11 protein-coding genes are annotated in these 14,972 nt (G+C 37.2%); 2 read left to right on the top strand and 9 right to left on the bottom strand.

The window, feature by feature from the left end:
- Positions 1-13: 13 nt before the first annotated feature.
- Both ABVM53_RS11690 and ABVM53_RS11685 read right to left on the bottom strand, forming a co-directional pair.
- A complete protein-coding gene (locus ABVM53_RS11690) occupies positions 14-439 on the bottom strand; it encodes a Fur family transcriptional regulator (RefSeq protein ID WP_371456045.1) in 426 nt (141 codons plus the stop codon).
- A 127-nt stretch (positions 440-566) separates the two neighbouring features.
- Complete coding sequence (locus tag ABVM53_RS11685) at positions 567-881, bottom strand: hypothetical protein (protein ID WP_405326211.1); 315 nt, start codon at positions 879-881, stop codon at positions 567-569.
- A 432-nt stretch (positions 882-1,313) separates the two neighbouring features.
- Here ABVM53_RS11685 and ABVM53_RS11680 point away from each other — a divergent pair, with 432 nt between their 5' ends.
- Positions 1,314-1,721 carry a hypothetical protein gene (locus ABVM53_RS11680; RefSeq protein WP_371456043.1) on the top strand — a complete coding sequence of 136 codons (408 nt, stop codon included), beginning with the start codon at positions 1,314-1,316 and terminating at the stop codon, positions 1,719-1,721.
- Positions 1,722-1,812: 91 nt separating this feature from the next.
- Positions 1,813-2,016 carry a hypothetical protein gene (locus tag ABVM53_RS11675; protein ID WP_128758375.1) on the top strand — a complete coding sequence of 68 codons (204 nt, stop codon included), beginning with the start codon at positions 1,813-1,815 and terminating at the stop codon, positions 2,014-2,016.
- Between the two features lie 80 nt (positions 2,017-2,096).
- Here the strand turns inward: ABVM53_RS11675 and ABVM53_RS11670 are convergent, their stop codons facing one another.
- The 7 genes from ABVM53_RS11670 to ABVM53_RS11640 form a co-directional block, all read right to left on the bottom strand.
- Positions 2,097-3,653 carry an NAD(P)/FAD-dependent oxidoreductase gene (locus ABVM53_RS11670; protein ID WP_405326208.1) on the bottom strand — a complete coding sequence of 519 codons (1,557 nt, stop codon included), beginning with the start codon at positions 3,651-3,653 and terminating at the stop codon, positions 2,097-2,099.
- A 167-nt stretch (positions 3,654-3,820) separates the two neighbouring features.
- Positions 3,821-4,594 carry a family 16 glycosylhydrolase gene (locus ABVM53_RS11665; RefSeq protein WP_405326206.1) on the bottom strand — a complete coding sequence of 258 codons (774 nt, stop codon included), beginning with the start codon at positions 4,592-4,594 and terminating at the stop codon, positions 3,821-3,823.
- Positions 4,595-4,634: 40 nt separating this feature from the next.
- Positions 4,635-6,917 carry a beta-glucosidase BglX gene (bglX, locus tag ABVM53_RS11660; protein WP_405326204.1) on the bottom strand — a complete coding sequence of 761 codons (2,283 nt, stop codon included), beginning with the start codon at positions 6,915-6,917 and terminating at the stop codon, positions 4,635-4,637.
- A 9-nt stretch (positions 6,918-6,926) separates the two neighbouring features.
- A complete protein-coding gene (locus tag ABVM53_RS11655; protein ID WP_405326202.1) occupies positions 6,927-8,573 on the bottom strand; it encodes a family 16 glycosylhydrolase in 1,647 nt (548 codons plus the stop codon).
- Between the two features lie 12 nt (positions 8,574-8,585).
- On the bottom strand, positions 8,586-10,199 hold the full coding sequence (locus ABVM53_RS11650) for a hypothetical protein (RefSeq protein WP_405326201.1): 1,614 nt from the start codon (positions 10,197-10,199) through the stop codon (positions 8,586-8,588).
- Between the two features lie 14 nt (positions 10,200-10,213).
- Positions 10,214-11,695 (bottom strand): RagB/SusD family nutrient uptake outer membrane protein, encoded by a 1,482-nt coding sequence (locus tag ABVM53_RS11645; protein ID WP_371456037.1) that lies wholly within the window; start codon positions 11,693-11,695, stop codon positions 10,214-10,216.
- Positions 11,696-11,705: 10 nt separating this feature from the next.
- Positions 11,706-14,741: a SusC/RagA family TonB-linked outer membrane protein gene (locus ABVM53_RS11640; protein ID WP_405326198.1), complete on the bottom strand. Its 3,036-nt coding sequence runs from the start codon at positions 14,739-14,741 to the stop codon at positions 11,706-11,708.
- Positions 14,742-14,972 lie beyond the last annotated feature (231 nt).

Raw genomic sequence — 14,972 nt, 5'->3', positions numbered from 1 at the left:
AACAGAAGTGCAATTATACCGTATTACATTTTTTACAAATACCTTTAATTACCAAATTTGCGTCTTCAGCTTTATAACCTTCGGGAAGGTTAATATGCGGAATTTTATGATCGGTGAGACAGACCGTATCATCACAAATTGTACAGTGAAAATGTAGATGCAAATCCCTATCAAATTCACAGTTACAGTTAGGCTCACATAAAGCATATTTTAAAATACCAGAACCATCCTGTATCTGATGAACAACACCTTTTTCTTCAAATGTTTTTAAAGTTCTAAATAGGGTTGTTCTTTCTGAATTTGAGAATGCATTTTCCAGATCAGACAAGGCTAGTGCTTTATTAGATTTATTTAAAAGTTTATAAATTAAAATACGCATAGCCGTTGGCCGAATTTCTTTTGCCTCTAAACTTTTCTCTGCCTCAATGCTGTGTAACATATTCTTTATAATTAAATCGACTAACCGGTTTATAAAGGTAACTAATTCGTTAGCTTGAAAATTCTTTAATTCTTCTAACAAAAAAATGCTCCTAATGGAGCATTTTCTATTTTTATAAAATGTCTTATTATTTGGTTGCTTTAATATCTTGTATCACGCCTATAGCTGAAACGTTTTGTGGGTTATCTGTAGTTTTATAAGAAACTTGAAAAGTTTTACCTTCAAGATTGCCGTTTACTAAATCATAGTTAGAAATACTTGATGCATCATTCACTTCTAAAACAACGGCTTTAAAGTCTGCATCTGTAAAGAAATAATAATTTCCCTCAAATCCATCAAAAACCAACTGATCTTCAACAACGGCAGATGTAGTTGCTATTTCTGAATTTATTGTGGTAAAAGAAAATAAGAATGCGCTGAATATTATAAGTAGAGTTTTCATAAACTGAATATTTAAATTTGAGAATCTAATTTACAAGACCTTAAGCGGAGAATTCCATCTCTTATAAATACTTTAATATCAACTATTAATAAACTCCCAACATTTTAGGCATATCCCATTTATTTAAGATTTCTATCACATTTCAATTTGTCATATAAAGCCGAATTAAATGATTTTAAACATCTACTCAATGTATAAATACGAGAGAATCAGCTGAATATGTTAAATTAATGCTTGTACTTTTAACACTTAATCGTTAAAGCGTGCATCGTATCTAAAATAACCTTCACCCCGATGCTTTCCGGTAAATAAAAATTAGATTAGTTCTAGGTATGAGTACTTTAAATTGAGTTTTATGTCCCCTATACCCTAAACATAACTTACAATTTTAACCCGAATCGCTTTAAACCGATTAACTCATTTACAACTTCTATGAACTTAAAATATGATGGAACAAATGCACTTGTGAAAAGTGCCGTAAATAGAGCAGAATTAATTTTAAGAAGTTCGTTTTTTCAAGAGCAGCTTCTAAAGAATTTTAGTGTTTCAGATGCTGAAAAAATAAGGTCAATAATATCTTCTATTGGCGATCAAAATTCTGAAAGTATCTCCATTACTACTTTCTGGAATCCATTGAAAAAAGAATCTATTATTGAGCCAAAAAATAACATAATAGGCTTAAACACTGCACTTTTAAAAAAATCCAGACACGCATTTTTACAGCAAATCATAAAAAATTATTCAAAACTTTTAATAGGTAAGCTTACGTCAAACCCATTGAAAACGGATGATCAAATTTTAGACCGTCAGATCAAAATGATCACCCAAGCATACGCCTAAAAAAAAACTTGAAAATTTTTAAATAAATTGTTTTGCGTATTGAGATTTATATTACATTCGCACGCATTTTAAACGCAATAAATTTATAATTATGAAACGCATTTTATTAGCTGGTTTCGCATTGAGTCTAATGATTACAGTTGCATCTTGCAGAGAAGCATCTGAAGAGAAGACAGAAGAAGTAATGGAAGAAACTTCTATGGAAGAAGTGGCTCCTGAGGCTCCTGTTCAAGAGATGGAAGTTGAAGAAGTTGTTAATGACACTCTTCAAGTTGAAACTCCTGCTGCTGAGTAATTCAAAAAACTACAAAGATCCAAACAAAAACCCTGCATCCTGCAGGGTTTTTGTATTTTACACTACTTCGTATTTAAAGCTTACAGCGCATATTTCTTGGCTATAGCATCTACACAATTTATCCCATCTATCGCTGCAGACATAATTCCGCCGGCGTAACCAGCACCTTCACCACAAGGGTATAATCCTGAGATTTCAACGTGTTCTAATGTTTCTGAATTACGCGGAATAGAAATGGGTGATGATGTTCTACTTTCGGGTGCATGCAAAACAGCGTCTTTAGATAAATAACCCGGCATTTTTTTTCCAAAAGCTACAAATGCCTTTTTCAATCTTTTAGCAATAAGATCTGGCAAAACTTTATTAAGATCTGCACTTACAATACCCGGCTGGTAAGATGTTTTTGGAAAGTCTTTTGATTTAACACCATTTACAAAATCTGTCATACGTTGTGCTGGGACTTGCTGTGTTCTACCACCTGCAATCCAACAAGTATGCTCTACTTCCTTTTGAAAATTGAGACACACCAAAGGGTCATCTGGTGTGTAATTAGGTAAATCTTCTGGGGTAACGCTTACCACAATACCAGAATTAGCATAAGGATTGTTACGTTTACTAGGGCTCCAACCATTAGTTACCACCTCATCTTGAGCGGTGGCACAAGGAGCTATAATACCGCCGGGACACATACAGAAAGAATATACTCCCATCCCATCTATTTGAACTACGAGACTATAAGCAGCAGGTGGTAAATAAGGATTATCTGTTTCTCCGTGATATTGGATATAATTAATAACTTCTTGCTGGTGCTCGATACGCACGCCAAGCGCAAAAGGCTTTGCCTCCAGCTTTATATTTTTAGCGTGCAATAAATAAAAAATATCGCGTGCAGAGTGTCCGGTAGCTAAAATAACTTCCTTAAACTCATACTTAGTTTCATTATTTATTTCCAGACCTTTTATCTTGTTATCCTCGATTATCAAATCGGTTAATTTGGAATCAAAATGTACAGCCCCACCGGCTTCTTCGATCGCTTCCCGCATTGCCGTAATTAGCTTAGGTAATTTATTTGTACCTATATGAGGATGTGCATCAACAAGAATATCTTCATCTGCTCCAAAATGAACTAACCACTCCAAAGCTTTTAAAACGTTTCCGCGTTTTTTTGAACGGGTATATAATTTACCGTCAGAATACGTACCTGCACCGCCTTCCCCAAAACAATAATTAGATTCTGGATTTACAATTTGTTCCTTATTAATTTTAGCAAGATCGCGTCTACGCGCCTTTACGTCTTTTCCTCGCTCAAAAACAATGGGCTTTAATCCAGCTTCAATCGCACGTAATGCCGCGTATAGCCCAGCAGGACCAGCTCCTATTATTGCGATTGTAGGTGCATTAGAAACATCTTTAGACTCAAATTTACTTAAGGACTCCCGTAGATCCCCGCGCTCCCATATTTCTATCTGAAGCTGCATTTTTACAGGCTTTTTTCGCGCATCAATAGATCGTTTGCGTATGCGCCAGTCTGCAACATTTGCGGGATTAATAGCTGCTTTTTTGAGGGCAGCTTTCAAAATATAATCAGTATTTTCTAATTCGTTAGGAAGAATACTTAAAGAAACAAGTGTGCTCATACCCTGCAAATATAATCATTGCTAGCAAGCGAGTAAAGTTCTTAAAGCCCGTGCTTCATATTAATGAGTTCTATCATACACTCATTTTTACGCCTATAGTTTAAAAACAAAAAAGGCTTCTATCAATTTTAGGATAGAAGCCTTCTTATAGAGTTAATTAATTCAGTTTATTTCATTTTATAGACGCGTACATAGTCAATACTAAATTCCTGCGGAAAGATAGAATCATCAACTTCGGGACCTCCAAAGTTTCCGCCTACTGCCAGATTAATTATAAAATAAAAAGGCTGATTAAAAGGCCATACAGAATCATCTTTTTTCTCTGGGTTGTAGATAAAAACGGAAGTGTCGTCCACAAAAAATTCAATTTGATCTGGTGACCATTCAGCAGCGTAAACGTGATAACCATCTTCTACATCTTTAAACAATGTCTTTTTACTGAATGCCGAATCACCGTGACCTGCCGGTACGTGAAGTGTGGTGTACACCATATCTTCTTCTTTGCCTACATATTCTAAAATATCAATCTCCCCACTCGAAGGCCACCCTACCTCATTTATATTTGTCCCTAACATCCAGAATGCTGGCCATATACCTTGACCAGTAGCAACCTTAGCTCTGGCCTCCATACGACCGTACTTAAATGTGCGCTTATTTTGTGTAGTAATGCGCGTGGAAGTATAACTATCTCCTTCTTTACGCGCCGTAATCACTAGCTTACCATCTTCTAATCGATGATTATTTTCAGTATAAATCTGTCGCTCATTATTTCCCCATCCACAAATTGTAGGGCATCCATCCCCAAGTTGAAAATTCCAGGAATTTAGATCTAGAGTTGATCCGTTAAACTCATCAGACCATACTAATTCTGAATATTTTTGTGCTTTACAGCTCATAGCAATCAGTAGTAGACTGCTCAATAGACCTATTTTTTTCAGCATTGTAAACTTTTTAAAAATGAATACTAAGAATAGCAATTAGCTACTCATAAGTGATTTTAACTGTTTTTAAATCTACAGAATTTGAGCCAATCATTATTTCAAATTCTCCGGGTTCTGCCTCCCATTTAGCGTTTGAAGTAAAAAATTCTAAAGTTTTAGAATTGATTGTAAAGGTAACCTTGCTAGATTCACCGGGAGCCAGTTCAATTTGTTTAAAATCGCGCAGTTCTTTCACTGGTCTCGTACGACTAGCTACTAAATCTCTAATGTATAATTGCGCTGTTTCTTTACCTGTGACTTTCCCGGTGTTTTTAAGCACTACGGAAACAGCAATACTACCCTCACCTGAAAATTTTGCATCAGATACCTCAGGATCTCCACAACTAAAGTTGGTATAACTTAGGCCGAAACCAAATGGATAAAGTGCATCTCTTGATTCATCCTGATATCCAGAATAGGTAACCATATTACTAGAAGGTCTTCCTGTGTTTTTCTGATTGTAATACAAAGGTTCTTGCCCTACATTTCTGGGGAATGATACCGGTAATTTTCCAGACGGATTATAATCTCCAAACAGCACATCTGCAATAGCATTCCCAGCTTCAGAACCTAAAAACCAAGTCTCTAAAAGCGCTGGTACTTGCTCACTAGGCCTACTTAAATCTAATGGTCGACCATTCATTAAAACCAAGACAATATTTTTGTTCACTGCAACGACTGCATCTAATAGCTCTTGTTGAACACCTTTAAGTTTTATATCTGTTTGACTGCGACCTTCTCCAGATTGAAACGCATCCTCTCCTAGGACAAGTACTACAACTTCAGATTTTTCTGCTGCGGCAACAGCATCAGCAAATCCCGAGGTGTCGGTTTCATTAATTTTTAAGGGCATAAGAAAACTACGTTCTCCTATACCTAACGAAGCTCCTTTTGCATAATTGATTTGTGTATCTGCGCTAACGGTATTTTTAATTCCTTCTAAAACAGAAACAGCTGAATTTTTTATTGCTTGAGCACGCCAATTTCCCAATGGAGAATCTTTATCATCTGCTAAAGGACCAATAACAGCAATACTCTTGATATTTTTAGAAATAGGCAGTATTGTTTGTTCGTTTTTGAGCAATACAATAGATTTTCTTGCAATATCACGGGCAGCTTCTAAATGTTCTGGGGCAAGTAGCACTTCTCTTTCTCGTTTTTCGTCACTGTATTTATAGGGATCGTCAAATAAACCCAATGCATATTTTACCCGTAAAATTCTACGCACAGCATCATTAAGCAGCTCCTCTTTAATCTCATTTTCTGAAACTAATTGTTCTAACGCCACTTCATAAACCCGACCTTCCATATCCATATCGCTACCTGCAACCACTGCAAGTTTGCCGGCTTGCATTTTATCTTCGGCAAAACCATGCGGAATTAACTCTGCAATTGAGCCCCAATCTGAAACCATAAAACCTTTATAATCCCAATCGCCTTTTAAGATATCCCGCTGTAGATGAACAGAAGCTGTAGCAGGAATACCATCTATTTCATTAAAGCTATTCATAAAGGTGGCCACACCTGCTTCAGAGGCTGCTTTAAAAGGTAGGAGAATCGAATTTTGCAATTCTGATTCTCCGACATTTACCGTATTATAATCTCTTCCGGCTTCGGCGTAACCATAACCGGCAAAATGTTTAGCGCAAGCAGCAATAGTATAATCATCGGTTAGATTATCTCCTTGGAAACCCTTAATTCTCGCAACTCCAATTACACTATTTAGGTAAGGATCTTCTCCTGCGCCTTCCATAATGCGTCCCCAACGCGCATCTCTAGAAACATCTATCATAGGCGCAAACGTCCAATGAACACCTGCAGCAGCAGTTTCTCTTGCAGCAATTGTGGCACTTAATTCAAGTGCTTCAAGATCCCAACTTGCACTCTCCCCTAGTGGTACCGGAAACATAGTTTTGTAGCCGTGAATCACATCGTACCCAAATATCAACGGAATTTTTAATCGTGAGTTTTTCATCACCACCTCCTGAGCTTCTCGAGTAGCTTTAGCAGTTAATACATTAAGCATAGAACCAACTTCGCCATTCTTAAGTTTCTCAAGTTTTGTTCTAGCGTCAATATCTGATGGAGCACCTGTGACGTCAAAACTTCCATTATATTGAGTCATTTGACCTACTTTTTCCTTGAGGGTCATCAAAGAGAGTAGCGAATCAATTTTCGTCTCAATTACCAGATCTAGGTTATTTATACCTTGTGCCTGCGTATCTAATCCCGAAGCAACACAAGCAAAAAATAGAATTACTGATTTTATAAAATACCTTTTCATCCTATCTATTTAATTGCGCTGATATACGCGTACATAATCAACCTCCATACTAGATTCGGTAAATGAATCGGCTACATTTCCACCCAGAGTTCCTCCCATTGCTACATTTAAGATCATAAAGAAATCTTTATCAAAAGGCTTTGTTGAGTCATTTTCAAATAGGTGAAAGAGTTGGTCATCTACAAAAAAGCGAATTTGAGTTTCGGTCCATTCTACACTATAAGTATGAAATGTGGTAGCCACATCAGATACCGTTGTGCTTTCCGTAATACCATTTGCTCCAGAATTTCCGGGATAATGCAGTGTAGAGAGCACTTCATTTTGATTACGACCTACGTGCTCCATAATATCTATCTCACCTGCTCCCGGCCAAGGATTCGTTTGGTAATCTGCACCCAACATCCATATCGCCGGCCATGTACCTACACCTTGTGGTAATTTTGCGCGCACCTCAACTCTACCAAAGGTAAATTCTTGCAATCCTTCAGTCTTTAATCGAGCAGAAGTAAACTCTTGTCCCATATAATTTTCACGTCTCGCTGTAATTTTTAAAACACCGTCTTCAATTATTACATTTTCAGATCTATCTGTGTAATATTGAACTTCGTTATTTCCCCAGCCTACCTGGCCATTCCCAATATCATACGTCCATTTTGAGGCGTCTGGTGCTCCGTTAGCATCAAATTCATCTGACCATAATAAGTTAGGAAAAGTATCTTCTTCGGCTACCGGTCCGCTACCCTCAACAGGTTTTGTCGCTGTGAGAATAACATACCATGCTAAGCCCTGATCGTTGCCTTGCACTGCACGAAGCACCATTCTATTTGCAGTAAGTGATATAATCTCATATTCATTAGTACCTATATAATAGCCTACATAACCAGAATCTCCCAATGTCATTACTGTACCACGTTTGCGATCTGCTGCCACTACAGATTCTGATGGCGCTAAGGAAACTCCCATTTCACCAGCAGTCGTGTACTCATAACAACTATCATCGGGAGAAGCGCCTCCTGCGACACTCGCATAACTTCTATTAAAAAACGAAGCACCTTTATTGTCTTGTTCATAGGTTAAATTCTCCCCATTAGTAGTGGAAAAAATAAACTCGTCATCGTATGCACAACTAGAAGCCGGATTAGCATTTAATGCGAATGGATCTGTAAATGAGAAATAAGCCCAAAAATAATTTTGAGATAAATCATCATTATTAGGACCTACTCCTAAATGATTAGGCACATCTGCCGCCCAATACCAAGTCTTAGAACTTCCACCTGTGAGAAGTTCTATTGCTTCAGGATCTGAGAAGTCACTTTGTACCGTAACCTCAACAAGTTTTGAGCTCGTAACTCCGCCTTTTCCATAGGCTAAAACGGTAACTTGATAGGTGTTTAATCCCGTTTTTGTGAATCGTTTTTGATAAATGCCATTCGGTGCTACAACAACACTGCCATCTGGAAAAGCAAATCTGTAGGTAATTGCATTTTCTGCATTTGCCGTAAATGTTACATTACCAGATCCATCATCTGTAATGTCTAAGCTTACCTCCAGATTTTGAGGAACAAGTATCTGATCTAATGTATTATCGTCATCCTGACAGCTAATCATACTTATGATTATGAGGGTGATCGATAGAATTTTATATATAAATCTCATCGCTTTAAGTTTCTAGTTATGGAAGTACAAGTTATCTATGAAAAAAGTCCCTCCTGAATTAAATTGGACATCAAATTTGAATTGAAATACATTTTCTACGGATATGCCTTGGTCTGTAAAAGCTGAAAGAGGAATATCTATACTTGTCCATTGCTCCGCATTTACAGCTAAGTCAACGGGTCGCTCTCCTGAAGTATCAATTATAAAAAACGGAATAGTTGTATAATCTGCAGACCATACATCTATATGTACAAAAGCATAGCCAGAAGCATCTACTTCTTCGCCCAGATCGATACCTTCATAATTTGCATTTCCATATTTGATAACTTGATTGCTGTTTATACTCACCTGCTCATAGGTTGTACTTTGCCCCCAGTTAGGAAAGTAATTTACATTCGCAGGATCTGAATATGAATCACTAAATACAGAATAAACGGTACTTGCTGCATCAACAGGGTTTGCGGCTGCAGTTGCTGGAGCGCTAAGAGAAACATAATTTTCATTGTTGAAATAAACATTATCCATATAAACTGTGGCCTGACCTGCGGGCCCTGCAGAATATATTAATTGTGCGATGTGAGCACGCTCATTAAGTCCGGTAAATGCACTTAAAGGAAGATTTAATGTAACCCAAGTGGCTTGTGTAAAATCGCCATTGTCTAAATTTAAAACTACTTCGTGTTCAGAATCGTCGCCTCCATCATAGGTTCCGTTAGGTCCAAAATCTACTAGCTTAAAGCGTAATTGTGTAGCACTGCCCGTCCAAACATCAATATTAAAATGAGTCATTGAAGAGGCATCTATGGGATTTGCCGGCTCAACACCTACGAAGTTTAAAGCATCGTATTGCTTTGTAGCATTACCTTCAATATTAATATCTGTAAGACTTGCATCTGACCAATCTGTACGCCAAGTTCGCATTTCAGCATTTGTATAGACATCAGAAAATAAAGAAATAACCGATGCTGCTTTTTTAGTTGGACTAGGTGCTGCGGCAAGTGGTGAGGTTACTTCATAAACTGTTATTGCTTCTGTAGTCTGAGTGGTGGCTGCGCCCGCACCTTTAGCAATTACACGTATAGTATAGTTACCCAGTTCTTGATATTCATAAGAAATGCTTCCGCCCGGCATAAGTTGCATAGGCTCTTCATTTTCTTCTTCTCCAAAATAAACATCAAAAAGAGTTGCAAAATCTGCTTCTGCTGAAACACTCACATTAGCCGGATTTGATGCAGATTGATTTACTGATATGACTAAATTTTCTGGAGCTCTAAAAGAAATTGTAACTAATTGCGAATATTCACTAGTTAATCCTGTTGCTCCTGTTGCAGTAACACGCACTAGATACTCTCCCTCTTCAAATACAGTAGAGGCAGATTGTCCTGCATCAATAGTCACTTCGCTTTGTTGCTCATCACCCCAATTTATGGTAAATGTAGAAGCACCTTCACCGGCAGGTGTAATGGTTAACATTCCTGTATCGTCTTGAGCAATAGAGAAATTAGCAGTCACATTTTGCGGTGCAGAAATATCTTGTAACGCATAATTAGTTACTGTCTCATCTTCACAAGCCATAAAAACCGTAAATACAGCGGTTAAGGCAAAAAGTAGTTTTAAAATTTTCATCGTTTAATCGTGTATTAGTTTGTATATCCTTGATTTTGTTCCCAACGGTTACCTGCAAGCTGAATTTCTATAGCAGGAATAGGGAATAATTCGTTTTTACCGGTTGTAAATCCGGGAATATTTTGAGCTGCTCTTCCTGTACGTACCAAATCAAAAAACCGATGTCCTTCACCTACAAGTTCAAGCCTCCTCTCATCGTATATAAAATCTGTAAGAGCTGCTCCCGTAGCAGTTATATCGTGATTGGTATCTCCAAATGCGCGTCTGCGAACTCTATTCAAGTATTCTTGAGCAAGGGCATCATTAGGAGTTGCCTTGCGATTATGCGCTTCTGCAGCCATTAATAAAACATCGGCAAATCGTATTGAACGGTAATTATTAGGATTTGTAAGTGCGGCATCTCCTATATTAGCATCTCCTTTACGAGCTATATATTTTTTATTATAAAAGCCTGTATGCTCAAAACCTTCATTGTAAGTTGCACCATTGGCAGCGGCAAATTCTACAATATTTAAGATAGCTACATCTCTTCTGGAATCTCCAGGTTCAAAAGCTTCATAAACCTCTTGAACCGGAACATTAAAGCTAAATCCCGAGTCAAATTGTGGACCTGAATAATTACGGATTCCATTAAAACCTACAGCTACATTACCTTCACTACACTGTAAACATCCAAAACCAGCACCTTCTTTATCTGTGTATTGTACTTCAAAAACCGATTCAACATTATTCTCGCCTTCTTGTTCAAAAATTGTAGAATAGTCTGTAACCAAATCGTAAGGACCTGCTATAACAAGATCAAATGCCGCAGCAGCTTCAGTAAATTTATTTTGATATAAATAAGCCTTTCCTAAGAGTGCTCTTGCCGCACCACTGGTAATCCTACCATTTTCTGCTTGAGTTGCCGGAAGTGTTTCCGCAGCAAAAATTAAATCAAGTTCTATTTGATTATAAACCTCGGCTTTAGGAGTACGCTCTGCATTAAACTGATCTCCAAAAAGTAGACGCTGGTCAACTGCTAATGGTACATCACCAAACCATTTAACCAATTCAAAATAATAATATGCTCTTAAAAAACGAGCTTGCGCTATAACTTGCTCTTTTCCATTAAAATCGGTTTTATCCTGAAACTCTAAAATATAATTTGCCCGGTTAACACCTGAAAACATCCAACCCCAAATATCTCGCAATTGCTGATTTATAGTGCCGTGAGTCATGTTATCTATTTCTTGAATTCCCGGAGTATCTGTTGCACTCTCCCCTCCCGCAAGGGTATTGTCTGAGGCAATCTCTCCCACCATCACATTGAGATAGGTTGCTTGTAATAAATCGTAAGCTCCTACTAACGCTAATTGATAATCTTCTTCTGAATTAAAATAATCTTCAGAGTTCTCATTTGTAGGATCAACATCAACAAAATCATCACTACAACTCATCAAAAATGTTGCGGTAATTACTGAGGCAATTAGCCCTAATTTTATATTTAAATTTTTCATTGCTAATCGATTAAAATTTGAAGTTCATTCCTGCTGTATAAACACGTGGCACGGGATAGAATCCTTGATCTATACCTCCTCCTATGGGAGCTCCAGATGATGCAGAAGGATCGTAGCCATTGTACTCGGTAAGTGTAAATAGATTAGATACCGCTAAGTAAAAGCGTAATTTTCTTATACCTAATTGATCAAGTACCTCATTACCTAAACTGTAACCCAATTGCACATTTTGCAGTCTTAGGTAAGACCCATCTTCAACATAAAAATCTGAAAATAGTAAGTTAGAATTAGGTCCTGTAGTAACTCGTGGAAACGAATTTGTGGATCCTGCACCTGTCCAACGGTCCAATACATAATTTGTCTTGTTAGTGAGGTTTTGATTGCGGTCGTATGCGCGTATTATATCATTTCCGATTGAAGCAAAGGCGTAGGCGGTAAAATCAAAATTCTTGTAGTTAAATCCAAGATTGAGTCCCATTGTTACATCTGGAATTGGATCGCCCAGATTTACACGATCATCTCCATTTATTACTCCATCTCCGTTTTGATCTACATAGCGCAGATCACCAAGTGTTGCATCTGTTTGCGTAGCGTGAGCATCTACTTCAGCCTGAGACTGAAAAATGCCATTTGTTTGAAGACCATAAAAGTAACCTATTGGGAAACCGGCTTCCATACGAGCGGGCGCTTCCTGACCAAAACCAAAACTACCTCCAGGTATGAAACCGCTTTCATTACCTACGGCGATAACTTCGTTTTTGAGTGTCGTAAAATTATAACTCAGATTGAATCCCGCATCATCATTAAAGGATTTACTATAAGAAAGTGAGAATTCTAATCCACTATTTTCTACGCTTCCCGCATTAACTATAGGAGCGCCAGCACCGGGAGCAGATACACCTAGAATTCCTGAAACCTGAGGTATAAGTAATAAATCGTCAGTTCTTCGTTTAAAATAATCAACCGTAAGATCAATTGCAGAGTTAAAGAGTCTTGCATCAAAACCTACATCAAAGGTTTTTTGTCGTTCCCATTTAATCTCTGGGTTAGATAACTGCCCAGCAGCCACCCCATAAACGAGTTCGTTATTAAAAACATAAGTTCCTTCAGCATTTAAGGTAGAAACATAACCAAAAGCACCAATTCTATCATTACCCAAAATACCATAACTCGCTCTCAGCTTTAGAAAATCTAGTACATCACTAGTTCCATAAAAAGCTTCATCACTTACAACCCATCCTAAGGATGCAGATGGAAAATAACCAAACTTATTTCTTGGACCAAAATTAGATGAGCCATCACGTCTTAAAACAGCAGAAAATAGATAGCGTTGTTTGTAGTTATATTGAACCCGTGTAAAATAGGAAAGAAGTCGTTGATCAAATTCATTAGCTCCATTTACATCTCTTGCGTCAATTAATTCTGCTGCGCTCTCAAGGGAAGCTCCTTCATAGGTAGGACTTACAATACCTCTTCCTGTAAAATTATAAAACTCGCCTGTCGTTTTAAAAACAGACATTCCCAACAAAGCGGTTAGATTATGATCATCACCAAAGGTGTTTTTATAAGTAAGAAAATTATCAAAAGTATAATCCCGAAAGAAACTATCATTTACAAAATACTGACTATCACCAAGATTATTAAACACTTTTCCATCTCCAAAATTCAGCCCGCTAGGAAGAAAACTAGTATTATGAACCTCAGAATAATTAAACTGGTATCTGGATTCAATTGTAAAATGATCAAGAAAATCATATGCTAATCCCACAGTACCAGTAATTTTATCTACAACTGTCCCATTAAAAGTATTTTCAATTTGAGCTAAAGGATTTATTACTTCATTTCCTAAACCAGTAGCTAGGGTATAATCACCATTTGCATCTCTAACAGAAAATGTAGGCGCCATATTCACTGCATTGAAAAGCACAGATCCTAAAGCATTTTCTGATAAAGTACTTCGGTTAGAATTTGTATATATAGCGGTTGTAGTTAATTTTAAATTATCTAGTAGATCTAAATCATAACTACCTCTCCCTGTAAAACGATTAAAATTTACTGCTCCACCACCTACGATTCCATCTTGATCGAGATAACCGGCACCTATTGAGTAAGCCGACTTCTCACCACCACCGTAAATTGTTGCGTTAACATCTGAAAGTAAAGCTTGTCTAAAAACCTCATCTTGCCAGTTTGTACCTGAACCCAAAATTGCCAAATTAGGGAAAGGAGGCGCTTGGTTTCCGGCAGCATATGCCTCATTAATAATAGCACCATATTCAGTGGCATCTAATACAGGAAGTTTTCTACTCGTTTCTTGTAAGCCTACATAAGAATCAAGATCTACACGAAGGTCTGTGTTTTTACGTCCACCTTTAGTAGTTATTAATATTACGCCATTTGCTGCTCTAACTCCATAAATACCTGCTGTAGCATCCTTAAGTACATTAATGCTTTCTATATCATTAGGATTTATAACACTTAAATCTTCAATTACCGCTCCGTCAACAAGTATTAACGGTCTATTATCTCCATTAGTAGATATCCCGCGTATCGAAATTGTAGATGCACTACCTGGTGAACCAGAAGTTGAGCTAATATTTACACCAGCTACACGACCTTGTAAAGCCTGCTCAATGCGTACAGGATTCTGCTCCTCAATACTCTCAGAACTTACTACGCTTACTGCTCCCGTAATTTCTTTTTTCGTTTGAGTTCCATAACCTACGACTACAACTTCGTCAAGCGTACTAGCATCTTCTTCTAGTGTTATACTCAAATCTGTAGAAGTTTGAACTAAACGCTCATTAGTAAGGAAACCCAAATAAGAGAACTGCAAAATGCTATTTGATTCTGTCTCGATGACAAAAAGTCCATCAAAATCTGTCGTTGTTCCCTTGTTGGTTCCTTTAATAAGTACATTAACTCCTGGTAAAGGCATTCCCGAAGGATCAGAAACGGTACCAGAAATACGTATTTGAGAATTAGTCTGACTAAGAACAGTCAGACTAAAGAACCCAAATAAGATTAAAGATAAAATTGATTTCATATATAATTAGTTTGAAATCAAAGCTACCTCACGATATGAAGGGTTCAAAAAAAACCACCTCAACAAAAAATATACAGAATACTACAGCTCATTAAAACTTAACGAAAACGTGTGCGTTAAAAGGCGATAAGACCATAAATAAAAATTAGAATAACCGTCAATTATTACTTAATTAAACAATTACTATCGTTTTCGTATAGGTGTTGTATAGGTGTTTTTTTGAATTGTAGA

The sequence above is a fragment of the Leeuwenhoekiella sp. LLG6367-2.1 genome (assembly GCF_045055775.1).
Taxonomy (GTDB): domain Bacteria; phylum Bacteroidota; class Bacteroidia; order Flavobacteriales; family Flavobacteriaceae; genus Leeuwenhoekiella; species Leeuwenhoekiella aequorea.
The sequence above is the reverse complement of the archived record's forward strand: the minus strand, read 5'-3'. Positions and strand labels throughout refer to the sequence as shown.